This is a genomic window from Devosia sp. P2_G7 (assembly GCF_056403495.1).
Map to the genome: position 1 here is coordinate 76987 of NZ_JBFUFI010000001.1, position 21134 is coordinate 98120.

26 protein-coding genes are annotated in these 21134 nt (G+C 66.0%); 15 read left to right on the forward strand and 11 right to left on the reverse strand.

Going from position 1 to position 21134, the window contains the following annotated elements; all coding sequences use genetic code 11:
- The first annotated feature begins 101 nt into the window (after nt 1-101).
- The 3 genes from AC1DWU_RS00455 to AC1DWU_RS00465 all read left to right on the forward strand — a co-directional run bounded on the left by AC1DWU_RS00455 (nt 102) and on the right by AC1DWU_RS00465 (nt 1292).
- Complete coding sequence (locus AC1DWU_RS00455; protein ID WP_477147983.1) at nt 102-278, forward strand: hypothetical protein; 177 nt, start codon at nt 102-104, stop codon at nt 276-278.
- Between the two features lie 15 nt (nt 279-293).
- A complete protein-coding gene (locus AC1DWU_RS00460; protein WP_477147984.1) occupies nt 294-521 on the forward strand; it encodes a hypothetical protein in 228 nt (75 codons plus the stop codon).
- A gap of 153 nt (nt 522-674) precedes the next feature.
- Nucleotides 675-1292 (forward strand): sugar O-acetyltransferase, encoded by a 618-nt coding sequence (locus tag AC1DWU_RS00465; protein WP_477147985.1) that lies wholly within the window; start codon nt 675-677, stop codon nt 1290-1292.
- Here AC1DWU_RS00465 and AC1DWU_RS00470 read toward each other — a convergent pair.
- Nucleotides 1289-2176, reverse strand: coding sequence for a PfkB family carbohydrate kinase (locus AC1DWU_RS00470; protein ID WP_477147986.1), 888 nt, complete (start codon nt 2174-2176; stop codon nt 1289-1291). The two genes, AC1DWU_RS00465 and AC1DWU_RS00470, sit on opposite strands and share 4 nt — an antisense overlap.
- Before the next feature lie 3 nt (nt 2177-2179).
- Nucleotides 2180-2839 carry a TlpA disulfide reductase family protein gene (locus AC1DWU_RS00475; protein WP_477147987.1) on the reverse strand — a complete coding sequence of 220 codons (660 nt, stop codon included), beginning with the start codon at nt 2837-2839 and terminating at the stop codon, nt 2180-2182.
- A gap of 21 nt (nt 2840-2860) precedes the next feature.
- Between AC1DWU_RS00475 and argH the strand changes: the two genes are divergently transcribed.
- From argH to AC1DWU_RS00495, 4 genes are all read left to right on the forward strand, one after another.
- Complete coding sequence (gene argH / locus AC1DWU_RS00480) at nt 2861-4303, forward strand: argininosuccinate lyase (RefSeq protein ID WP_477147988.1); 1443 nt, start codon at nt 2861-2863, stop codon at nt 4301-4303.
- Nucleotides 4304-4312: 9 nt separating this feature from the next.
- Nucleotides 4313-5026, forward strand: coding sequence for a gamma-glutamylcyclotransferase (locus AC1DWU_RS00485; protein WP_477147989.1), 714 nt, complete (start codon nt 4313-4315; stop codon nt 5024-5026).
- Nucleotides 5027-5087: 61 nt separating this feature from the next.
- Nucleotides 5088-6344, forward strand: a complete 1257-nt coding sequence (lysA, locus tag AC1DWU_RS00490; protein WP_477148495.1) for a diaminopimelate decarboxylase — start codon at nt 5088-5090, stop codon at nt 6342-6344.
- Between the two features lie 289 nt (nt 6345-6633).
- On the forward strand, nt 6634-7737 hold the full coding sequence (locus AC1DWU_RS00495; RefSeq protein WP_477147990.1) for a winged helix DNA-binding domain-containing protein: 1104 nt from the start codon (nt 6634-6636) through the stop codon (nt 7735-7737).
- A 4-nt stretch (nt 7738-7741) separates the two neighbouring features.
- On the opposite strand, the gene AC1DWU_RS00500 is transcribed toward AC1DWU_RS00495, so the two are convergent.
- Both AC1DWU_RS00500 and AC1DWU_RS00505 read right to left on the reverse strand, forming a co-directional pair.
- Complete coding sequence (locus AC1DWU_RS00500; protein ID WP_477147991.1) at nt 7742-8152, reverse strand: response regulator; 411 nt, start codon at nt 8150-8152, stop codon at nt 7742-7744.
- A complete protein-coding gene (locus tag AC1DWU_RS00505) occupies nt 8152-9096 on the reverse strand; it encodes a zinc-ribbon domain-containing protein (protein ID WP_477147992.1) in 945 nt (314 codons plus the stop codon). Before AC1DWU_RS00505 ends, AC1DWU_RS00500 begins: the two co-directional genes overlap by 1 nt.
- Nucleotides 9097-9266: 170 nt before the next feature.
- Between AC1DWU_RS00505 and ftsE the strand changes: the two genes are divergently transcribed.
- The 4 genes from ftsE (at nt 9267) to AC1DWU_RS00525 (ending at nt 12237) form a co-directional block, all read left to right on the forward strand.
- Complete coding sequence (ftsE, locus tag AC1DWU_RS00510) at nt 9267-9926, forward strand: cell division ATP-binding protein FtsE (protein ID WP_477147993.1); 660 nt, start codon at nt 9267-9269, stop codon at nt 9924-9926.
- Nucleotides 9916-10857 (forward strand): cell division protein FtsX, encoded by a 942-nt coding sequence (locus tag AC1DWU_RS00515; RefSeq protein ID WP_477147994.1) that lies wholly within the window; start codon nt 9916-9918, stop codon nt 10855-10857. The genes ftsE and AC1DWU_RS00515 overlap by 11 nt, the downstream gene beginning before the upstream one ends.
- A gap of 95 nt (nt 10858-10952) precedes the next feature.
- Nucleotides 10953-11777 carry a lysophospholipid acyltransferase family protein gene (locus tag AC1DWU_RS00520; protein WP_477147995.1) on the forward strand — a complete coding sequence of 275 codons (825 nt, stop codon included), beginning with the start codon at nt 10953-10955 and terminating at the stop codon, nt 11775-11777.
- A gap of 115 nt (nt 11778-11892) precedes the next feature.
- The gene (locus tag AC1DWU_RS00525) at nt 11893-12237 is read left to right on the forward strand and encodes a hypothetical protein (protein WP_477147996.1); all 345 of its coding nucleotides are present in this window, start codon (nt 11893-11895) and stop codon (nt 12235-12237) included.
- 62 nt (nt 12238-12299) lie between these two features.
- On the opposite strand, the gene AC1DWU_RS00530 is transcribed toward AC1DWU_RS00525, so the two are convergent.
- Nucleotides 12300-12854: a gamma-glutamylcyclotransferase gene (locus AC1DWU_RS00530; RefSeq protein ID WP_477147997.1), complete on the reverse strand. Its 555-nt coding sequence runs from the start codon at nt 12852-12854 to the stop codon at nt 12300-12302.
- A gap of 86 nt (nt 12855-12940) precedes the next feature.
- Here AC1DWU_RS00530 and AC1DWU_RS00535 point away from each other — a divergent pair, with 86 nt between their 5' ends.
- The gene (locus AC1DWU_RS00535; RefSeq protein WP_477147998.1) at nt 12941-13948 is read left to right on the forward strand and encodes a DUF2125 domain-containing protein; all 1008 of its coding nucleotides are present in this window, start codon (nt 12941-12943) and stop codon (nt 13946-13948) included.
- A gap of 46 nt (nt 13949-13994) precedes the next feature.
- Here AC1DWU_RS00535 and AC1DWU_RS00540 read toward each other — a convergent pair whose 3' ends face one another.
- On the reverse strand, nt 13995-14975 hold the full coding sequence (locus tag AC1DWU_RS00540; RefSeq protein ID WP_477147999.1) for a prephenate/arogenate dehydrogenase family protein: 981 nt from the start codon (nt 14973-14975) through the stop codon (nt 13995-13997).
- Nucleotides 14975-16081 (reverse strand): pyridoxal phosphate-dependent aminotransferase, encoded by a 1107-nt coding sequence (locus AC1DWU_RS00545; protein WP_477148000.1) that lies wholly within the window; start codon nt 16079-16081, stop codon nt 14975-14977. Before AC1DWU_RS00545 ends, AC1DWU_RS00540 begins: the two co-directional genes overlap by 1 nt.
- A gap of 136 nt (nt 16082-16217) precedes the next feature.
- Here AC1DWU_RS00545 and AC1DWU_RS00550 point away from each other — a divergent pair, with 136 nt between their 5' ends.
- Nucleotides 16218-16544 (forward strand): DUF718 domain-containing protein, encoded by a 327-nt coding sequence (locus AC1DWU_RS00550; RefSeq protein ID WP_477148001.1) that lies wholly within the window; start codon nt 16218-16220, stop codon nt 16542-16544.
- A gap of 15 nt (nt 16545-16559) precedes the next feature.
- Here the strand turns inward: AC1DWU_RS00550 and AC1DWU_RS00555 are convergent, their stop codons facing one another.
- Nucleotides 16560-17303 (reverse strand): class I SAM-dependent methyltransferase, encoded by a 744-nt coding sequence (locus AC1DWU_RS00555; protein WP_477148002.1) that lies wholly within the window; start codon nt 17301-17303, stop codon nt 16560-16562.
- A 91-nt stretch (nt 17304-17394) separates the two neighbouring features.
- On the opposite strand from AC1DWU_RS00555, the gene gloB reads away from it, so the two are divergent.
- On the forward strand, nt 17395-18171 hold the full coding sequence (gene gloB / locus AC1DWU_RS00560; RefSeq protein WP_477148003.1) for a hydroxyacylglutathione hydrolase: 777 nt from the start codon (nt 17395-17397) through the stop codon (nt 18169-18171).
- Between the two features lie 241 nt (nt 18172-18412).
- Nucleotides 18413-18670, forward strand: coding sequence for a hypothetical protein (locus AC1DWU_RS00565; RefSeq protein WP_477148004.1), 258 nt, complete (start codon nt 18413-18415; stop codon nt 18668-18670).
- A 24-nt stretch (nt 18671-18694) separates the two neighbouring features.
- Here AC1DWU_RS00565 and AC1DWU_RS00570 read toward each other — a convergent pair whose 3' ends face one another.
- The 3 genes from AC1DWU_RS00570 to rpmF all read right to left on the reverse strand — a co-directional run bounded on the left by AC1DWU_RS00570 (nt 18695) and on the right by rpmF (nt 20885).
- Complete coding sequence (locus AC1DWU_RS00570) at nt 18695-19150, reverse strand: hypothetical protein (protein ID WP_477148005.1); 456 nt, start codon at nt 19148-19150, stop codon at nt 18695-18697.
- Between the two features lie 93 nt (nt 19151-19243).
- A complete protein-coding gene (gene fumC, locus AC1DWU_RS00575) occupies nt 19244-20638 on the reverse strand; it encodes a class II fumarate hydratase (protein WP_477148006.1) in 1395 nt (464 codons plus the stop codon).
- Nucleotides 20639-20702: 64 nt separating this feature from the next.
- Nucleotides 20703-20885: a 50S ribosomal protein L32 gene (gene rpmF / locus AC1DWU_RS00580; protein WP_477148007.1), complete on the reverse strand. Its 183-nt coding sequence runs from the start codon at nt 20883-20885 to the stop codon at nt 20703-20705.
- Nucleotides 20886-21134: the final 249 nt, after the last annotated feature.

The window sequence follows — 21134 nt, forward strand, 5'->3', positions numbered from 1 at the left end:
CGGCCGCTGATCCGTAAACGATTGATTCACGATCGCGCCATTCCGGCACAATCGAGGGAAGGTTTCGTTTACGCCCCGGTCATAAAACCCCGGGGATGAACATGGATCTGACATCGCAACTGCTTGCCGCGCGCTCCGCAGGGACGCAGCAATCGATCGCCATGGCCGTGCTGAAGAAGTCGCACGAGATGGAGATGTCGCTGATCCAGATGGTCGATGCCGTGGCGCGTTCCGCTCCGCCGCCCGGCCAGGGGACGAAGGTCGACAAAGTAGCCTGACCAGCCGGAGGGGTGATGAACCTCGATACGTCGATCTATCGCATGGCCTTCCGAGAGGCCGACACGCTCGGCGTCGCCCAGGTGCTCGTCGCCAAGAAGCGCGCCGATCTCGAGCACCAGCTGCTGCTCAAGCAGGTGAACGAAGGCTCGCAAAGCACCGGCGCCGACCTCGAACGCGCCCTCAGCGACATGGAGCGACGCTCCGACGAGTTCGTCGGCCGCATCATCGACAAGCAGGTCTGAGCCGTCCGGCCGCGACGCCCGATCCCTGAACACTCGCTGAACACCAGCGCCAACTCATCATATGATTCAGCAAAAATGCCGTTGCGCGGCAGTCGCGGCGACGGCAAAAGCGAACACTTCAGCGGGGGGAACGCTGAAGAGGAGTTCGGCCCCATGAAGACGGGCTACGAGAAGATGGTATCCGGCGAGCTCTACGAGGGGCCGGATTGGAACCTGATCGAGATGCAGGTCGAGGCCAAAAAGAAGCTCGATCGTCTCAACGCCGTCCCCAGCTGGGACATGCCCAACCGCACCGCGATGTTCCGCGATCAGCTCGGTAGCTTCGGCGAAAGCTTCGTGCTGAGCCCTATCACCTGGGAGTACGGCAAGCACATCCACATCGGCGACGGCGTGTTCATCAACTTCGAATGCGTGTTCCTCGATGGCGCCGAAGTGCGCATCGGCGACGGCACCGCCATCGCCCCCCGCGTCATGTTCCTCACCGCCGGCCACCCCGTCGATCCGCACGAGCGCGAGCGCCGCGATCCCAAGACCGGCAAGCTGATCGGTGCCCAGTGCATCAACAAGCCGATCACCATCGGCAAGCACTGCTGGATCGGCGCCGGCACCATCATCGTCGGCGGCGTCACCATCGGCGATGGCACGACGATCGGCGCCGGCAGCGTCGTAACGCGCGACATCCCCGCGGGCGTACTGGCCGCCGGCAACCCATGCCGGGTGATCCGCAAGGCCGACGCCAAGCCGATCCGGCAAACCGCCAACGCAGCCTAACGGACGAGAAACGCCTCGACCTCGGCGCGCGACGGCGCGCCGAGCCGGCCGCCGAACCGCGTGCACTTGATCGCTGCCGCCGCCGAGGCAAAGGCGATGATGTTGCGCATCGGCCAGCCTTCCAGCAGGCCCACCGCGAATCCGGCGTGAAACACATCGCCGGCCGCCAGCGTGTCGATCGCCTCGATCTTCGGCGCCGGCGAATGACGGATGCCGCCGCCCTCGGTCCACCAACAACCATAAGCCCCGGCGGTCACCGCGACGAAGCCCTTATGGCTCATCGCCAGCCACCCCGCCGCCTGCTCCGCCGCCGCCGCCCCGGTCACCAGCTTCGCCGCACTCTCCGACGCCACCACATGCGTCGCCAGCGGCAGCAATCCGTCCAGCACCTCGCGCGCCGCCATGTCGGCATCGAGGATCGCCGGAATGCCGGCGGCTTTCGCCGCCGCCAATGCCAGCGCAGCCGCGCCGGGCCAGCGCACATCGGTCATCACCGCGTCAATGCCACCGAGCCTCGGCGCCGCATCAGGCGGCGCCATCAGCGTCGGATCGTAGCGCGGCACGATCATCGTCGAGCCGGTGCGATCCATGAAGATCGACGAGAAGCCGGAGCGCGAGCCAGCAACCCGCCGCACCCGCGAACAATCGACACCCTCGTCCGAAATCTGCTTGATCAGCCGATCGCCCGTCGCATCGTCGCCAGCCGAAGCCCAGAGCGCCGCCTCACCGCCGAGCCGCACGATGCTCGCCGCCTGCGCCGCCGCCATGCCTTCGGCCACCTCCACCGCATCGAGCGGAATGACCTTGCCCGGCCCGGCCGGCAACTGCTCCAGCCGGAAAATGGTGTCCATCGTCAGGGCACCGACACAGAGGATCTTGCCCATGCGTCAGGCGCCGATCAGCGTGTCGATAACGTTGTGCCCGTCGGGCGTATCCCACTCTGCCGGGCCCTGCAGCACCGCCAGCTCGCACCCCTTCTCGTCGAGCAGCAGCGTCGCCGGCAGCCCGATCGCCACCGCCTGCTGCTGCAGCCGCTTGAACGCATCGAAGGTCGAGTCGGCATAGAGCGGCAGGTTCGTGAGCCCCTCGTCGGCGAGGAATTTCTTCGCCTTCTCGAGCCCGCTCTCGCCGACATCTAGGTTAATCGGCAGCACCATGAAGCTGTCCGAATTGTACTTGGTCGCCAGGGCAGCGAGCGCCGGCATTTCGGCCCGGCACGGCACGCACCAACTGGCCCAGAAATTCACCAGCAGCTTCTTGCCTGCAAAGCTGGCGATCGTGGTGGGCGCGCCAGCCGCGTCCTTGAACCCCATGTCGGCATAGCCGCGCCCCTCGCCGGTGCCGGTAAGCGCCGCCAGCGCGCCGACTGCGGCGGCGTCGATCTTCCGGCCCTTCACCACCTGCGGATCGCACTGCGTCGCCTGCGCCGGCATGAAGTTGCCAATGACGAGGGTAAGGACTAGTGCTACCGCCGCGCTGGCCAAGGCAATCAGCAGCACCCGCTTGGGCTGCAGTCTGCGGGTCGGAGCGGGGCTTTGGTCGGTCATGAATCTACCGTTGGAGTTGAGATGAGCAATCGCATGTGGGGCGGCCGTTTTGCGACCGGGCCCGACGCCATCATGGAAGAGATCAACGCCTCCATCGGCTTCGATCAGCGACTGTTCAGACAGGACATCGCCGGCTCTATCGCACACGCCACCATGCTGGCGGAAGTGGGCATCCTGACCCAGGCGGATCGCGACGCGATCATCACCGGCCTAAAGACCGTGCTCGACGAGATCGAGACAAACAAGTTCACGTTCTCGCGCTCGCTCGAGGACATCCATATGAACGTCGAGAGCCGGCTGAAGGAAGTGATCGGCGACGCCGCCGGACGCCTCCACACCGCCCGCTCGCGCAACGACCAGGTGGCAACCGATTTCCGCCTCTATGTCCGCGACGCCATCGACACGCTGCTGGCGCAGGTGAAGACGCTCCAGCTGGCGCTCGTGAAGCACGCCGAGGAAGAGGTCGCGACCATCATGCCCGGCTTCACCCACCTGCAGAACGCCCAGCCGGTGACCTTCGGCCATCACCTGCTCGCCTATGTCGAAATGCTCGGCCGCGACTACGGCCGCTTCGAGGATGCCCGCAGGCGCCTCAACGAAAGCCCGCTCGGCTCCGCCGCGCTCGCCGGCACCCCCTACCCGATCGATCGCGACATGACCGCCAAGGCCCTCGGCTTCGACCGCCCGACCGCCAACTCGCTGGACGCCGTTTCCGACCGCGACTTCATCCTCGAGACGCTGTCGGCAGCGAGCCTCTGCGCCATGCACCTTTCCCGCTTCGCCGAGGAACTGGTGATCTGGTCGTCGTCGCAGTTCGGCTTCGTCAAGCTCAGCGACAAGTTCACCACCGGCTCGTCGATCATGCCGCAGAAGCGGAATCCCGACGCAGCCGAGCTGATCCGCGCCAAGGTCGGCCGCATCATGGGTGCGTTGACCTCGCTGATGATCGTCATGAAGGGCCTGCCGCTCGCCTATTCCAAGGACATGCAGGAAGACAAGGAAGTCGCCTTCGACGCGCTCGACTCGCTGTCGCTCTCGCTCGCCGCGATGACCGGCATGGTTGAAGACCTGAAGGCCAACCGCGAGAAGATGCGCGCCTCGGCCAACGCCGGCTTCTCCACCGCCACCGACATCGCCGATTGGCTGGTGAAGCAGGCCAACATCCCGTTCCGCGAAGCCCACCACATCACCGGCCAGATCGTCGCGCTGGCCGAGCAGAAGGGCATGACGCTCGACGGCCTCACCATCGAGGACTTCAAGTTCATCGACCACCGCATCGACAGCCGCATCCACAAGGTGCTGAGCGTCGAAAGCTCGGTCGCCGCGAGGAAGAGCTACGGCGGCACGGCGCCGGAGAACGTCGCGGCCCAGGCCGCCCGCTGGAAGGAAATCCTCACCGGCGTGAAGTCCGAGCCGGTCAGCGTGAAGAAATCCGGCGGTCACGGCGACGGCGGGGTGGAGTAGGCTTCGGCCATGCCGCGCAAACCCCGTGCCCTGCACCTCACCGCCGACCATGTCGCCCGCATCCCGGTGATCGAGGATCCGGGTCAGCCGACCTACCCGGGCACCCGCCCAGCGACCGAAGCCGACTATGAGGCCGAAGTCGCGCGCATCATGGACTCGGCGCCCCAGGGTGACTTCTGGATCTTCGCCCTCAGCTCCCTGATCTGGAACCCTGCCACCGAGTACGACCAGCAGCGCATCGCCGTCGCCAGTGGCTGGCATCGCAGCTTTTGCCTGTTCGACCAGCGCTGGCGAGGCAACCCCAAACAGCCGGGCCTGATGATGTGCCTCGATCGCGGCGGCAGCTGCCGCAGCGTCGCCTACCGCATCCCCGCGGGGACCATCAAGGCCAACATGGACAAGCTGGTGCGCCGCGAAATGAGCATGGTGCCCAATGCCTTCCCCGGCCGCTGGATCAAGGTCACGACCGCCGAGGGTCCGCTCACCGCCCTGGCCTTTGCCATCAACCGCAAAAGCACGCGCTATGTCGGCGGCCTCACCCTGGCGGAGCGTGCCGACCGACTGGCTCAGGCCCATGGCTGGAAAGGCTCGATGGCCGAGTACGTGCTGTCGACCGTGACCAAGCTCGAGGAGTACGGCATTCACGACCGCAACCTCTGGGCCCTGCAGCAACTGGTGGCCGAGCGCATAGACCATCACTATCCGGCCCATAGAGAAGTCTGACTTCCGTTTTCGGCCCTATTCGCCTAGAGCTTGCCGCAGATTTTTGGGGCGAACGACCTTGGTGCATCATTTCCAGTATCGCGACGACCGGCTCTATGCCGAGGACGTCGACCTGACCGCACTCGCCGGCAAGGTGGGCACGCCGTTCTACGTCTATTCGGCCGCGACGCTCCGCCGCCACGTACGGGTGATGCGCGAGGCCTTCACGGGCATCGACACCCTCGTCGCCTATGCCATGAAGGCCAACTCGAACCAGGCGGTGATCAAGCTCATCGCCAGCGAAGGCGCCGGCGCCGACGTGGTCTCCGGCGGCGAGCTCGAGCGCGCCGTCGCAGCGGGCGTGCCGCCCAACCGCATCGTCTTCTCCGGCGTCGGCAAGACCTTCGCCGAGATGCGCCGGGCGCTGGAAGTCGGCATCAAGTGCTTCAACCTCGAAAGCGAGCCCGAGCTCGAGCGGCTGAGCGATGTCGCCGTGTCCATGGGCATGACCGCGCCGGTCTCGGTACGCATCAACCCCGATGTCGATGCCGGCACCCACAAGAAGATCTCGACCGGCAAGGCCGAGAACAAGTTCGGCATCCCCTTCGCCCGCGCCCGCGAGGTCTATGCCCGCATCGCGGCGCTGCCCGGCGTCCGTGCCGTCGGCGTCGACATGCATATCGGCAGCCAGATTACCGACATGACGCCGTTCGACAACGCCTTCGCGCTGCTCGCAGAACTGGTGCGTGACCTGAAGGCCGCCGGCCACGACATCCGCCACGCCGATGTCGGCGGCGGCCTCGGCATCCCCTATCACCACGACGAGGACGCTCCGCCGGCACCGCCCGCCTATGCCGAGATCGTGCGCAAGCACATCGGCCCGCTCGGTGTCTCGCTGGTGCTGGAGCCCGGCCGGCTGATCGTCGGCAATGCCGGCATCCTCGTCACCAAGGTCGAGTACGTGAAGGAAGGCGGCAAGACCTTCGTCATCGTCGATGCCGCGATGAACGACCTGATCCGCCCAACCCTCTATGAGGCGCATCACGACATCCAGCCGGTGGTCCATTCCAACCTGCCGCAGATCACCGCCGACGTGGTCGGCCCTGTCTGCGAGACCGGCGATTTCATCGCCCAGGACCGCAAGATGGAAGGCGTCAAGGAAGGCGACCTGCTCGCCGTGATGTCGGCCGGCGCCTATGGCGCGGTAATGGCCTCGACCTACAACTCGCGCCCGCTGGTGCCCGAAGTGCTGGTCGACGGCAGCAAGTGGCACGTCATCCGCCCGCGCAAGTCGATCGAGGAACTGATCGCGCTCGACAGCGTCCCCAGCTGGGTCTGAGGCCACCCCACCCACCGCCCTCTATCTGCGGACTACCGCTGCGGGGCAAACGCCTCGCCGGTCCCGCTTCGTCTTCCTCGATGAGGGGGAAGGGTCTCTGAAAACTCCGAAGCCCACAGGGCTGTCGGACCTGTTCGCTTGACCGGATGACTCCATACCCACGGCGTTATCCGGTGCAGGCCGGGATAACATCGTGTGTGAAAGTACGTTTCCGCTCGTCCGCCATTGCTGACAAACCCTGTCAGCAGGCTGCATCCATTGTCGTGTCGTGCCAGAATGGAGACGTCAAATGAGCAGCCAACCGCTTACCGACCGCCAGCTGAACCGCGCCACCCTCGCCCGGCAGATGTTGCTCGAGCGCAGCGATATCGGCATCATCGAGGCCGTCGAGTGGCTGCTCGGGCAGCAGGCGCAGCAGACTCACGATCCCTATATCGGGCTCTGGTCGCGGCTCAACGGCTTCACCCACGAAGCCCTCACCGCGCTGATCGTCGACAAGCGCCTCGCCCGCGCCACCACCATGCGCGGCACGCTCCACCTCCACTCGCTGCCCGACTTGATCGGCATGCGCGAGTTGATCCACCCCGTGCTCGAGCGCATGTGGCAATCGAACTTCCGCCGCCGCTTCGGCGACAACGACCAGGAAAAGGTCCTCGCCGCCGCCATCGAGGTGATCGACCGCGAGCCGATGACCGCCGGCGCTGTCGGCAAGGCGCTGCAGGACCGCTTTCCCACTGCCGAGCCGCTGGCGATGACCGTGCTGCTGCAGGTGCGCGAGACCTTGGTGCAGGTGCCGCCCACCCGCATCTGGGGTTCCGGCCACGCCCCGCTGCTGATGCGCGCGCCAAAGTACCTGCCACCGACCACCAGCGCCCTCGATCTCACCAGCCTCGTCCGCCGCTACCTCGCCGCCTACGGTCCGGCCAGCGTCAACGACATGCAGAGCTGGTGCGGCCTCACCAAGCTGGGCGAGATCTTCGAGGCGATCCGCGGCGAACTCACCACCTTCACCGCCCCCGATGGCCGCGAACTCTTCGACCTGCCCGATGCGCCCCGACCCGACGCCGATACCCCGGCGCCAGTTCGCTTCATGCCGCTCTACGACAACGCCTTCCTCGGCTACGACAACCGCCGTCGAATGCTGGCCAAAAACGACGAGAAGCGTGGTGACTTCCTGCGCGACGCAAAGCCCACCGTGCTGGTCGACGGCATCATCTCGGCCAACTGGGCAATCGAAAGCAAAAAGGGCGCCGCGGTGCTGACCGTGTCGCCCTTTCACAAACTCACCAAGCGCGACGTCGCCGACGTCGAGCGCGAGGGCCAGAAGTTCCTGCGTTTCATGGAGGAGAAGGCCGGGACCTTCGACGTCCGGGTGCTGGAGGTAGCGGCTTAGCCGCTCACCCCATCATCGCTTGACGGGCCAGTGACACGATTTCCGGCGGCCGGCCCGCGAGTGCGTCGTCCACCTTCTCCAGCACCTGCGCCAGCGTGAACGGCTTGGGGATCACATCGTAGATCAACTGGTCGAGCCCATGCGCCCGTTCGCGCTGGTCGGCAAAGCCGGTCATCAGCACGATGGTCACTTCGGGCCAGGCCGCTGCGACGTTGAGCGCCAGGGCGATGCCGTCCATTACCGGCATCTTGATGTCGGAGAGCAGCAGGTCGAACCGCCCCATCTCCTCCTGCATCACCTCGGAGGCGAGCCCGCCATCCTCGGCTTCGACCACTTCGTGGCCCACATGGGCGAGGGCACGCGACACGAAAGCACGCACTCCATCATCGTCTTCGGCAAGCAGGATTCTGGCCATCAGTGTACGGTCTCTTGAGAAATCTCTTGGGCAGTAGTGGCTTCGGCAGCAGTCCCGACAGACTGGCGGCCGGTGGCAAAACCGAGTCGCAATTGCGTAGCCCCCTTGGGCGGCGCGGCAAGCTCGGCAGAAAACTGTACGGCCTCGCCCGGCTCCACATCGGGCGCCGGCGGTGTGACGCTCCACTGGTAGATCGACGCGCCCTCGGCATCGAGCAGGCTCACCACCACCGGCGGCACCACGACGCGGCGCGGCTCCACCCCGCGGATGGTGGCGGTGACGCTGATCACGTCGCTGTCGCCGCGCTTGCTCATCAATGTCGATACGTCCGAGAACTCCAGCCCGACCACGTTCACCCCGAGCCCGAGCGCCGAGTAGACTCCTGCCATCGCTGGCGCGAGCTTGACGATCTCGGTCCGGAACAGCAGCCCGCCGGCCACCACCGCAACCAGCAGCAGCACCGCCGAAATGCGGATGACCCGAAACAGCTTGGCTGCGGGAAGACGGCGCGCCGCGGCCCGCTGGCGCTTCGCCAGCTTGCCGTTGGCGGCGCGCTCGGCGGCGGTGGGGGACGGCGTCGGCTCAGGCGGCGTCTCGACCGGCTTCGGAGCAATGGCGGCCTTGATCTCAGCGATCGAGCGGACCACCTCCGGCGGCGGTGCGCCGTCCGGCATCATGCCGCGGAGCGAGCCGGGGATTTCGGCGATGGCGGCACGCTGTTCGACGGCCGTGAACTCGCGGTCGAGCGCCGCCTCCTCGCTGGGCGAGAACAGGCGGTCCTCCTCGATCGGCATCGGCGGGCCCGCTTCTGCGAGCCAGGCCTTGCCACAGTGCGCGCAGCTGACTTTGCGGCCGGTGCTCCCGAGCGTTTCGGGCGGCACCTGGTAACGCGTGCCGCAATGCGGACAGGCGATGACGACCGTTAAGGGCTGGGGCGAGCGCATGAATTGGAAGCTAGCCGGGCGGGGTTAAGTTTCCTCAAACCCGCACTGCGAAACTGCCGCGGCATTCGTCTCGGCCCACCAAGATTTGGGCTGAATTGTGGGTGAGAACGCCGCCCCGGCGGGACGCCGCTGTTATGATGCCTCTCAACTGATTCGGAGCGGATGGCCCGGTGATCGAGTTCTCCAATGTCGGCCTGCGCTATGGGCAGGGGCCAGAGATCCTGCGCGATCTCAACTTCCGCATCGAACCCGGCACGTTCCACTTCCTCACCGGCCCCTCCGGGTCCGGCAAGACGTCGCTGCTGAAACTGCTGCTCTTGTCACTCCGCCCCACCCGCGGCCGGGTCACCCTGTTCGGCAAGGATACCTCCTCGCTTGACCAGGACGCGCTCCTGCAAATGCGTCGCCACATCGGCATCGTGTTCCAGGAATTCCGCCTGCTCGACCATCTCACCACCTTCGAGAACGTGGCGCTGCCGCTGCGCGTCCTCGGTGAACCCGAGTCGAGCTACCGCGCCAATGTCACCGAGCTGCTCGAATGGGTCGGCCTCGGCGAGCGCCTCGATGCGCTGCCGGCCGTGCTGTCGGGTGGCGAGAAGCAGCGCGCCGCCATTGCCCGCGCCGTAATCGGCCGCCCCGACATTCTTCTCGCCGATGAGCCCACCGGCAACGTCGACCCCGACCTGTCGCTGCGGCTGGTGCGGCTCTTCGCCGAACTCAACAAGATGGGGACGACCATCATCCTCGCCACCCACGAACTGCCGCTGCTCGACGCTTTCCCCTTCCCGCGCATGATCCTCAATGAAGGGGAGATCGTCTTTGGCGATTGAGCTCAAGCTCCCCCGCTTCATCGGCATCGAGAACCGCGAGCGCGCCGCAGCCATCGTGCCCGAGCGCTCGGTGGCCGGTCGCACCCTGGTCCTGCTGATCGCCATCATGACGTTCCTGTCGGGCGTAACGCTCGGCGGCGTGGTGCTGGTGCAGAAATCCGCCATCGCCTGGTCGTCGGACGTTGGCCGCGAAATGACTATCCAGATCCGCCCCGTCGAGGGCGAGGTGATGGAATCGAACCTCCGCACCGCGGTCGCGCTAGCCGAGGCCACCCCCGGCGTCGCTGCGGCCCGGGCCTTGACGCTCGAGGAAAGCCAGAAGCTGCTCGAGCCCTGGCTCGGCGCCGGCCTCGATCTCACCGCCATCGACATTCCGCGGCTGGTCGTCGTGCAACTCGCCGATCCCGCCGAGGCTGACGTCAGCAAGCTCGAACGCGACCTTGTGGCGGTGAAGGGCGCGAGCCTCGATACCCACGCCGCCTGGCGTCAGCAGCTCAACGTCATGGCCGGCACCATCGTCGCCTCGGGCCTCCTGGTACTGACGCTGATCGTGGTCGCCACCGTGCTCGCCATTGTCTTCGCGACGCGCGGCACCATGGCCTCGAACCGAGAAATCGTCGACGTGCTGCACTTCATCGGCGCCTCGAACAACTTCATCGCCGGCGAGTTCCAGGGCCGCTTCCTCACCATCGGCTTCCGCGGCGGCATTTTTGGCGGCCTCGGCGCCCTGCTGTTCTTCCTCTTGGTCGGCGTCGCCGCCGGCTCGATGGTACCGCAGGAGGCGGGCCAGCAGCTCGGCATCCTGTTCGGCCGCTTCGCGCTCGGCATCGACGGCATGTTCGGCATCCTCGCCGTGGTGCCCGTCATTGCGGCGCTGACGGCCATCACCTCGCGGCTGACGGTGCGGCGCTTCCTGCAGAAGACGTCCTGACGGGGGCCTTTATCCCCGCGACCCACCTACCGAATTATCATTGTCCTCCGGCGGGCCAGCAGGCACCCTGCCGCACAAAACGGGGAGGACTTTCTTTGCTCGGCCAGGCGCTTCGCTCGCTGCTGTTCTACGCAGTTTTCTACCTGCAGACCGTGGTGCTCGCGATTCTCGTCGGCGGCAGCGCCGTCATCTGGGGCCGCACCAGGTTCGGCTGGACCCTGGCGCTCTACTGGATCCACTCGCACATCCTGGCCCTGCGCCTCCTCGCCGGTATCAAGACCGACGTCGAGGGCCTGGAGAACATCCCCGCCGGCCCCTGCATCATTGCCAGCAAGCACATGAGCGACTGGGACATCTTCGCCCTGCTCCCCGGCGCCCGCCGCCCCGCCTTCATCGCCAAGAAGGAGCTGATGGACATCCCGTTCTTCGGCCAGGCAGCGATGGCCTTCGACACCATCCGCGTTGATCGCTCGAAGGGCGGCGACGCCATCCCGATGATGCTCGACGACGCCCGCAAGTCGCTCGCCAACGGTGCCCGCATCATCATCTTCCCCGAGGGCACCCGGAAGGCGCCGCTCGAGCCGCACGACTATCGCTACGGCGTCGTCCGGCTGTACGAAGGCCTCAACATCCCGGTGGTGCCGGTGGCCCTCAACTCCGGCCTGTTCTGGGGCCGCAACAGCCTGCTGCTCTGGCCCGGCACCGCCCGGGCGCGGTTCCTCCCGGCCATCCCGCCGGGTCTGCCCGTTGAGGAGTTTCGCGGCCGCCTGATCGGGGCCATCGAGGGCGAAACCAACCGGCTGATCCTCCGCGCATATGACGAAGGCCTCAGCCGCCCGATCAGCCCCGAGCTGCGCGAGAAGCTTGAGAACCTGAAGCAAGGGATAGCGCCCGGGCCGCTCGAAACCACTACATCTTGACGGAATCGGCGACGCAGCCCATAGCTGTAGGTGTCATGCAGGGCGGTGCTTGACATTTAGCTCAAATTTGTTCTACATTCGTTCTCTTTCGCCGGGTATCGAAGGAGCCGGGGGCATGGTGCCTACACTCGATCGTACGCTGCTTCGGAACGCCACCGCGCACCCGGTGAACTGGCGCGGCCGCTCGGGCCGCTTCTATGCGCTCGAGCCGCTGCGACTCGAGGATTTCAGCTTCAAGGGCGACGAACTCTACCTGATCGCGCTCGGCCATCACGTGATGTGGGCCGGCGGCGCCGCCGATCTCGTCGAGGACCATGTCAGCCGAGCCCGCTTCCGCCTCGCCATGGACTGCGCCGACCGCGTCTTCCACGTCGAAACCAGCACCGACGCGATCGAGCGCCTCACCGTGGTGTGGGACCTCGAGGGCGCTGAACCGGTGATTGGGCTGAGCGCAGCCTAAACGATCCCTCAGTCGGTGCCTTCTCCCCTTGTGAGAGAAGGCGATCACCGCCCGTCCAGCGGCTAAGCCCCCGCCACCACCGGCAGATCAGTCCCGTTCAACACCGCCACCACCTCGTCCAAGTACCGGTCGGTGATCCCCAGCTCATGCAGCTTCCGCGCCGTCTCCAGCACATATTCCGGGTTAGCCCCCGACTCGCCCACCCCGGCCCGCACGATCCGCACCTGCTCGGCGATGGCAAGCTTGCCCGCGTATTGCAGGTGCCGCGTATCGGCGAGGAACGCCAGCGACGGCACCAGCCCGCCGTCCGCCAACTCGATCTGCCGCGTCGCCTCGCGATAGACACCCCGATCCATCTCGCGCTCGCTGAGATAGGCGTGTACCTCACCCCACTGCTCGCCGGCCACTTCGAAGGCCATACCGCGGCAGGAGCCGCCCGGCATCAGCCCGAACACCAGCCCCGGCTGCGCCTCGGTGCCGCGATGCCGATATGAGTAGACACAGAGCCGCCGGTGCACCCCGCGCAGCAGCGCCGGCACCTGCCGGATGAACGCAAAGCCCGGCCGCCAGATCAGCGAGCCGTAGCCGAACACCCAATGGGTTGAAATCTGCTGCACGTGAGCCCATCCGCCTTGCCGCGGTCACGTTCCTACCGATACGGTCCGCGCCGCGCAATCGGTGCGCCGCTATGGGAGACCTGACGTTGCGGAAGTTCATGTGGCTCGCCATCGCCGTGGTCGTCGTGGTGGGGCTGTGGACCGCCGGCTGGTTCTGGGCCGCCGGCGAAGCGACGCGGCAGGTGAAGCTGCTCGCCGAGGGCGACGGCGAAACCGCGCCAAAGCTGACTTGCGGCACCTTCGACGTCTCAGGCTTCCCCTTCCGTTTCGATGCAGAATGCCTCGACGCCACCCTCGTCGACCAGGATCTCACCGCCACCTTTGCTGGCCTCAAAGCCTCAGTGCTCGTCTACGCCCCAGCACACGTCATCTTTTCCGCCAAGGCCCCATTCGCGCTCGCCGATGCCTTCTCCGGCAGCCAGCGCCGGCTGGATTTCGGCGCCATGGAAGGCAGCCTCCGCCTCACCTCCACCGACCTCATGCGCGGCCTGAGCGGCGAAGGCTGGCGCATCGCCCGCTTCTCGCTGGTCGCCGATGATCTGACGCTGACCGATACGGTCGCCAGCGAGGTCGTCGAGGCGCGCAGCAAACACCTCGAAGCGCACCTGATCGACGTGCCCGAATTGCACGACAAGACAGCGGGCACCTCGGCCCTTCGCGGCTACCTCACTACCACCGCGCTAGACCTGCCCGGCCTGCAGGTCGCCGCCGCCGACACAAGCCTCGAAGCCGAACTCACCGGCCTGCCCGATGACTTCCGCGCCTTCGGCGAGCCCGACGCGCTCCGCCGCTGGCAGGCGGCCGGCGGGGCGCTGACCCTCACCAAACTGACCGGCAGCCAGCCGACGCCCGACGAGCGCTTCGAGATCACCGGCGAGTTGAAGCTCAATGGCGGCGGCTACCCCGAGGGCCAGATCAACTACGTCACCAAGGGCGTGCTCGATCGCTTCGCCCAGTTCCTACCGGCGATCCAGCTCGCCATGCTGCGAGGTGCGCCCAATGCCGACGGCACCTTCCGCAACAGCCTCACCATCACCGACGGCCAGGTAAAGCTGCTAGCCGTGCCGTTCGCACAGTTGCTGCCGCTGTTCTAGGGCTCCAGAGCTGGCACCACGCACGGTGGGTCGTGAGGAATCGCGCCTATGCGTCCTCGCCGCCGCCGTGCTCGCGCACCATGACGTCGGGCACATCAACCGGCGGCACCACCGCCTCGGGCGTGCCGTGCGGACGGCCGAAGTCGGGGGCCGCCGTTTCCTGGCCCGCCGTGATGATCGAGCGACGGATGGCGCGGGTGCGGGTGAACAGCTGCTGCATCCCTTCGCCGTCGCCAACCCGCACCATGCGCTGCAGGCTCGAGAGATCCTCGAGGAACCGCCCGAGCATCTCCAGCACCGCTTCGCGATTGGTGAGGAACACGTCGCGCCACATGACGGGGTCACTGGCGGCGATGCGGGTAAAATCTCTAAATCCCGAGGCCGAGAACTTGATCACCTCTGACTGCGTTGCCGCTTCCAGATCGGCGACCGTGCCGACAATATTGTAGGCGATGAGGTGCGGCACGTGGCTGGTGATCGCCAGCACCAGGTCGTGGTGCGCGGCATCCATCACCTCGACATTCGAGCCGAGCGCGCCCCAAAACGACACCAATCGGTCGACCGCCACCGGGTCGACTTCCGGCTTCGGCGTCAGCACGCACCAGCGCCCGACGAACAGGTCCGGGAAACCGGCCGATGGACCGGAATGCTCGGTACCGGCAATCGGATGCCCCGGGATAAAATGCACGCCCGCCGGAACCATCGGCTCCAGCGCCTTCATCACCTGGCCCTTCACCGAGCCGACATCGGAGAGGATGGCGCCCGGCGCCAGCTTCCCGCTGATCTGCTTCATCACATCGGCATAAACCCCGACCGGCGTGCAGAGGATGACGAGGTCCGCGCCCTCGACCGCCTCGGCGGCATCGAGCGTGTAGATGTCGCCCAGCCCCAGCGAGCGCGCTTCCTCGAGCGTCTCGGACTTGCGCGTGGTGATAGCAATGGTCTTCGCCAGCCCCTTGAGCTTCACCGCCCGGGCGATGGACGAGCCGATGAGGCCGATGCCGATGAGCGTGAGTTTTTCGAACATCAGTTGCTTGCCCCCGGCGCCCCGAACGCCTTCAGAATTTCCACCACGGCGCGCATGTGCTCCTCGAGCCCGATCGAGATGCGCAGGCCCTCGGGTATGCCATAGCCGTGCATTTCGCGCACCAGCAACCCCTTGTCGCGCAGCGCAGCGAACGCCGCCTTTGACGTCGCCACGTCCTCGAACAGCGCAAGAATGAAGTTGCCCTGGCTCGGCGGCACCCGGATGGCATTCGACGACAGCGCCCCGGTGAGCCAGCCGCGCCAGCGCGCATTGTGCTCGCGCAGCTTTGCCGTGAACTCGACGTCGCGCGCCGCGGCGGCGGCCGCGGCCTGGCCGGAGAGCGACACGTTGAACGGCCCGCGAATGCGGTTCACCGCGTCGACGATATGATCGGGGCCATACATCCAGCCCACCCGCTCGCCGGCAATGCCCATCTTCGAGAAGGTGCGCACCATCACGACATTGTCCGATGCGTTCACCAGGTCGATGCCGACCGAGTAGTCCTCGGCCGTCACGTATTCGGCATAGGCGCTGTCGAGGACGAACAGGATGTCCGGCCGAAGCCCGCGCTGCAGCCGCTCCACCTCCGCTACCGGCAGGTACGTGCCGGTCGGGTTGTTCGGGTTGGCGAGGAACAGCATGCGGGTACGCGGCGTTACCGCGGCGAGCAGCGCGTCGACATCGGCCCGATAGTCCCTCTCGGGCACCATGATGATCTCGGCCGACGCCCCCCGGGTGATGATCGGGTAGACGTTGAAGCCGTATTGGCTCATCACCGCCTCGTCGCCCTCGCCGAGATAGACCTGCGCCAACAGATGCAGGATGTCGTCCGAGCCGAAGCCGCAGACGATCCGATCCGGCGACAACCCGTGCACTTCGCCCAGCGCCGTCCGGAGGTCACGCGATGTGCCTTCCGGATAGATCTCGATACGCCCAGCCGCCTCGCGCACCGCGGCGATCGCCTTGGGGCTGGCGCCCAACGGGGACTCGTTGGCGGAAAGCTTCACCAGCCTGACCCCGGCCGGCGTGTCGGAGCGGCCCGGAACGTAGGGCGCGATCTTGAGGATGCCGGGTTGCGGAACGGGGCGTTTGGGCGTGTCGGTCATGTCTTTGGGGCCGGGTCGAAAATCGGCCGGACCATAGGGGATGGCGCTCGGGGTTGCAAAGGAATCCCGGCCCGCCCCGCCCGCGCATCTGCTAAGGTGACTGGCGCATGATCGGTCGCAAACGGAGGAGGATCCGATGACGGCAATGAACATCGTGCATATGCGGGTGAAACCCGGCCGCGAGGAGGAATTCCTTGCCATCAACCGAGACTTCGAAAACTTGAAGATGACGGGGCTGCGCAACTTCTGGATCGTCAAGACCGGCGAGCGCGACTTCATCGTCGTCGGCGAATGGACCGAGATGTCTGACCTGGTGCGGGCCCGCCCCGAAATGATCGCCAGCCTCGACCGCCAACGTTCGCTGCTCGAAGATCTCGGCGGCGGCCGCGGCGTCACCGAGCCCTGGTCGGGCGAAGTATCGTTGCACCTCAGGCCGCAAGTCAGCGCCGAAAGCGCCATGTAGCGAGCGGCGTTGGAGTTACCGCTCCTTCGGCATCTCCATCGCCGCCTGCGGGGCCATCGCCGGCACTCTGATCAGCCGCTCGGCCTTCTTGCGCCGTGGCACGGCCGGGAACAGTTCCTTGCGCGCCAGCACGCAATGGACGCCGGCAAAGGTCGGCCCGAACATCCGCCCGGCCCGCTCGAAGAAGCGGGTCGACTTCAGCACCAACGAGTGCTGCGACGGCGGCACGTACAGCGCATCGCGCCACTGCTCCGGCACGAAGCTGTGGTCGCGCAGCAGCCGCTCCAATTGGCCGCGCGAGAACGGGTGCCCGTCGCCAAACGGCGTGGTGTCGATCGACGACCAGGTGCCGCGGCGCTTCGGCACCACCACGATCAACCGCGCATTGGGCGCCGACACCCGCCACAGCTCACGCATCAGCTCTTCGGTGTCGCTGACATGCTCGAACGCATGCACGGCAACGATCAGGTCCACCGCCGCATCGGTGAGCGGCAGTTCTAGCGGATCGCAGAGCACGGTGTGCGAAGGGCCCTCGCGTGGCCAGGCCGAGGCGCCCTGGCGGGCCGGCATCACCGCGATCACGCGCTCGGCCTTTTCCAGCGTGAACCGCATGTAGGGCGTCGCAAAGCCCAGCCCGAGCACGCGCAGCCCGCGCACATTGCCGGCAAAGCGCAACACCTCCTCGCGCAGCAGGGCGCGGGAGATCTTTCCCAGGGGCGACTTGTAGAAGCCGATCAGCCGCTCGACGTGTGAGGTCATGGCGTTGTCCGAAAACCTTCTCTAGTTTCTGTCATGCTTCGTTGCCGCTTGCCACCCACGCGGCCGCAGCTCTAGCCGGAGACTCCCCAACGTGCCCTTGCTGATCGACACCTTTCTCTGCCGCACCGACAATTTCGGCTACCTCGTCCACGATGTCGCCAGCGGCCGCACCGCCGCCATCGACGCGCCCGACGCCAAGGCCATCAAGGAGGCGCTGCAGCGCCGCGGCTGGAAACTGACCGATCTGTTCATCACCCACCACCACACTGACCACGTCGAAGGCATTCCCGTCCTAAAACGTGAATATGGGGTGCGCGTCGTCGGTCCCAAGGCCGAGGCCTCGAAGATCCTTGGCCTCGAGGTGCTGGTCTCGGCCAGCGATACCATATCCCTAGGCGAAACCGACTTCATCGTCATCGAGACGCCCGGCCACACACTTGGTCATATCGCCTACTACGATCCGGTCGGCCGGCACCTGTTCTCCGCCGATGCGCTGTTCTCGCTCGGCGTCGGCCGCATGTTCGAGGGCAAGCCGGGTCCGATGTGGGCAGGGCTCGAGGAGCTCCGGGCCCTGCCCGACGACACCCTGGTCTATCCGGGCCACGAATACACTGCGGCAAATGCCGCGTTCGCCCTGAGCGTCGACCCCAAGAACCCGGCGCTCAACATCCGTGCCGCCGAGGTCAAGCGCATGGTCGAGGCCGGCAAGTACACCATCCCGGTGACGCTCGGCATGGAGAAAGCGAGCAACCCCTTCCTCCGCGCCGATCAGCCGGTGCTCGCCCAGGCCATGGGCTTCGCGCCGGGCGCCGAGCCCGCCAAGGTGTTTGGCGCTCTGCGCAAGGCAAAGGACGAGTTCAAAGGGTAGCTGGCCGCCCAAAACCGGCCTCCAATCACCCCCGCCTTCGAGGGTTTGACCTCCGTCGAGGTGGGGAAAGCCGGTACGCGCCGACACCCCACGCGGTTAACCCTCACTTCGCATAAGACGGGAAAGTCCTAACGAAACATTGCAACCTGGCATGGCCATTGCGACGTTACTCGCATAGGTCCGGATCAGGCTGTCCCAGAATGAAACAGTCGCTCCGGATCGGCACAACCAGGCCGAGGCGATGGACGAAAACGGGACGGATAAGAAGGTCTTCAGGCTACCGGTGGCGCTCGACGCCCCGCGTGGACGGCTGACACTGGTTCACACGCCCGCCCATGCCGACTTCCTCAGCCAGCTGATCGCCGAACGCCAGCACCTCGCGCCGCAGCGCGAACGCCGTCGCGCCCCGGTGGGGCAGGCCGTCGACGCTTATGCCAATGGCAGTAAGATCGCCGTCCGGCGCATGCCCGCGGGCTACCGGACGACCATCGTTACCTGACGCGGCTGGGCAGTTGGGTGGGCCTCAGCCGCCCATCGAGACGTCCCGGCCCGCGCCGGTGATCGAGACAGTGAAGCCCGCCACAACGTCGACGATCGCCATCATCATCAGGATGAAGAACACCGAGCTGGCGGCCGCCCCGACGAGCAGGAACTCGACGAGGAAGATCACGAACACCACCACCGAGAGCATATGCTCGACCACCGAGTTGCGCCCGGTATTGGTGGATTTCAGCACCTCGAAGAACAGGCAGATCAACCCGACGACCAGCATCAGGTCGCCCGCCGTCAGCGACCACTGCACGCCCGATACCATCGGAATGGTCAGGAGCTGCTGGCTCCAGCCGACTGGACTGCCGCCCATGAAAAGGAAGGCAAAGAAGTTGTAGGCGATCAGCGGGATCAGCAGCAGCGGCGGAATAAACGCGCCGTGACGCGCGGCGCGACCACCCTGCGGGATGAATACAGTGTTGTCGGACATGGCGCGCTCCGCGAAAGTTGTGCGGGGAACAATGCCAAAGCCGGGCCCCCACCGCCAGCCCTGCGGTACGATTTCGCACCGATGGCAGAATCATCAGACCTTTAGCGGGCCGACCATTTGCTCGGGCTTCACCTCCGCGTCGAACTCCTCGCCAGTGAGCAGCCCCAGCTCGATCGCGCTCTCGCGCAGCGTCGAGCGCTTCTTGTGCGCGTGCTTAGCGATCTTGGCCGCATTGTCGTAGCCGATCTTGCGGTTAAGCGCCGTCACCAGCATCAGCGACTGGTCGACCAGCTGCTTGATCCGGTCGCGATCGGGCTCGATCCCCACCGCGCAGTGGTCGTTGAAGCTCTTCGATGCATCGGCCAGCAGCCGTACCGACTGCAGGAAATTGTACGCGATCACCGGCTTGAACACGTTGAGCTCGAAATTGCCCTGGCTCGCCGCAATGCCGATCGCCGTATCATTGCCCATCACCTGCACCGCGACCATCGTGGTCGCCTCGGCCTGCGTCGGGTTGACCTTGCCCGGCATGATCGACGAGCCCGGCTCGTTCTCGGGAATGGTGATCTCGCCAAGGCCCGAGCGCGGCCCGGAAGCCAGCCAGCGCACGTCGTTGGCGATCTTCATCAGCGCCACCGCCAGCTGCTTCAGCGCGCCGGACGAGCCGACGAACGCATCGTGCCCGGCCATCACCGCGAACTTGTTCGGCGCCGTGATGAACGGCTGCCCGGTCAGCGCCGCGATTTCCGCCGCAACCGTCTCGCCATACTTCGGATGCGCATTGAGCCCGGTGCCCACCGCCGTGCCGCCCAACGCCAGCTCATAAAGCTGCGGTAGCGTCGCGCGGATCGCCTTCAGCGCCAGGTCGAGCTGCGCCACCCAGCCGGAAATCTCCTGCCCGAGCGTCAGCGGCGTCGCGTCCTGCAGATGCGTGCGGCCGATCTTGACTACGCCCATAAACTCGTTGGCCTTGGCGTCGAGCGTATTGCGCAGCAGCATCACACGGTCGACCAAGTAGTTCTCGATCGCCTCGACCGCCGCGATGTGCATCGCCGTCGGATAGGTGTCGTTCGAGGACTGGCTCATGTTGACGTGATCGTTCGGGTGCACGGGCTTCTTCGAGCCCATCGTACCGCCGGCCATCTCGATGGCGCGGTTCGAGATCACCTCGTTGACGTTCATGTTGGACTGGGTGCCCGACCCGGTCTGCCACACCACCAGCGGGAAATGGTCAGCGAGCTTGCCGGCGATCACTTCATCGGCCGCCGCAACCACCAGGTCGCGCGTCGCCAGGTCCATCAGCCCCAGCTTGTGGTTGGCGAGCGCCGCCGCTTTCTTGAGGATGCCGAAGGCCCGGATGATCTCGGTCGGCATCTTCTCGCCGCCGATGTCGAAATTCGCCAGCGAGCGGGCGGTCTGCGCCCCGTAGTACTTTTCCGATGGCACGTTGATCGTGCCCATGGAATCCGATTCGACGCGCGTGCCCATAGCCGGGATGCCTCTGAAACAAATGGAAACGGCCGGCTCCCAGTTCGGGAGCCGGCCCGAAGGCTTACGAGCTCTTGGGCTGCAGAATCTGCCGGCCGCGATACATGCCGGTCTTCAGATCCACGTGGTGCGGACGACGGAGCTCGCCCGAATCCTTGTCCTCGACATAAGCCGGAATTGCGAGCGCATCGGCGGAGCGGCGGAACCCGCGCTTCATCGGCGAGGTCTTGCGCTTTGGCACTGCCATGGTTGTTACTCCTGGTTCAATAGCGTTTCGCCGAAAGCGTTCCGGCGTCTAACAGACAGGGTCTGTCGGGAATTGGGGGCGTCTATAGAGCACAATTGGCCCGATGGGAAGGGGCGAAATTGGCCCATCTGCGGGTTCCATTGCTCGGGTCTCTCAGTCGTCACCCTCCCCCTTGTGGGGAGGGATCAAGGGTGGGGGTCCACACGCTCAGTTGTTTCGAGTAAGAACCTGTCAATCCCGGCTCGGACC

Bases quoted from the DNA above. Each gene is read 5' to 3' on its own strand.
- AC1DWU_RS00495 (WP_477147990.1), top strand. From the start codon at position 6,634: ATGAGCAGCCAACCGCTTACCGACCGCCAGCTGAACCGCGCCACCCTC.
- AC1DWU_RS00460 (WP_477147984.1), top strand. From the start codon at position 294: ATGAACCTCGATACGTCGATCTATCGCATGGCCTTCCGAGAGGCCGAC.
- AC1DWU_RS00485 (WP_477147989.1), top strand. From the start codon at position 4,313: ATGCCGCGCAAACCCCGTGCCCTGCACCTCACCGCCGACCATGTCGCC.
- AC1DWU_RS00545 (WP_477148000.1), bottom strand. From the start codon at position 16,081: ATGACCGACACGCCCAAACGCCCCGTTCCGCAACCCGGCATCCTCAAG.
- AC1DWU_RS00475 (WP_477147987.1), bottom strand. From the start codon at position 2,839: ATGACCGACCAAAGCCCCGCTCCGACCCGCAGACTGCAGCCCAAGCGG.
- AC1DWU_RS00525 (WP_477147996.1), top strand. From the start codon at position 11,893: ATGGTGCCTACACTCGATCGTACGCTGCTTCGGAACGCCACCGCGCAC.
- AC1DWU_RS00565 (WP_477148004.1), top strand. From the start codon at position 18,413: ATGGACGAAAACGGGACGGATAAGAAGGTCTTCAGGCTACCGGTGGCG.
- AC1DWU_RS00540 (WP_477147999.1), bottom strand. From the start codon at position 14,975: ATGTTCGAAAAACTCACGCTCATCGGCATCGGCCTCATCGGCTCGTCC.
- fumC (WP_477148006.1), bottom strand. From the start codon at position 20,638: ATGGGCACGCGCGTCGAATCGGATTCCATGGGCACGATCAACGTGCCA.
- AC1DWU_RS00455 (WP_477147983.1), top strand. From the start codon at position 102: ATGGATCTGACATCGCAACTGCTTGCCGCGCGCTCCGCAGGGACGCAG.
- AC1DWU_RS00465 (WP_477147985.1), top strand. From the start codon at position 675: ATGAAGACGGGCTACGAGAAGATGGTATCCGGCGAGCTCTACGAGGGG.
- AC1DWU_RS00500 (WP_477147991.1), bottom strand. From the start codon at position 8,152: ATGGCCAGAATCCTGCTTGCCGAAGACGATGATGGAGTGCGTGCTTTC.
- argH (WP_477147988.1), top strand. From the start codon at position 2,861: ATGAGCAATCGCATGTGGGGCGGCCGTTTTGCGACCGGGCCCGACGCC.
- rpmF (WP_477148007.1), bottom strand. From the start codon at position 20,885: ATGGCAGTGCCAAAGCGCAAGACCTCGCCGATGAAGCGCGGGTTCCGC.
- AC1DWU_RS00555 (WP_477148002.1), bottom strand. From the start codon at position 17,303: ATGACCTCACACGTCGAGCGGCTGATCGGCTTCTACAAGTCGCCCCTG.
- AC1DWU_RS00470 (WP_477147986.1), bottom strand. From the start codon at position 2,176: ATGGGCAAGATCCTCTGTGTCGGTGCCCTGACGATGGACACCATTTTC.
- AC1DWU_RS00505 (WP_477147992.1), bottom strand. From the start codon at position 9,096: ATGCGCTCGCCCCAGCCCTTAACGGTCGTCATCGCCTGTCCGCATTGC.
- AC1DWU_RS00550 (WP_477148001.1), top strand. From the start codon at position 16,218: ATGACGGCAATGAACATCGTGCATATGCGGGTGAAACCCGGCCGCGAG.
- AC1DWU_RS00570 (WP_477148005.1), bottom strand. From the start codon at position 19,150: ATGTCCGACAACACTGTATTCATCCCGCAGGGTGGTCGCGCCGCGCGT.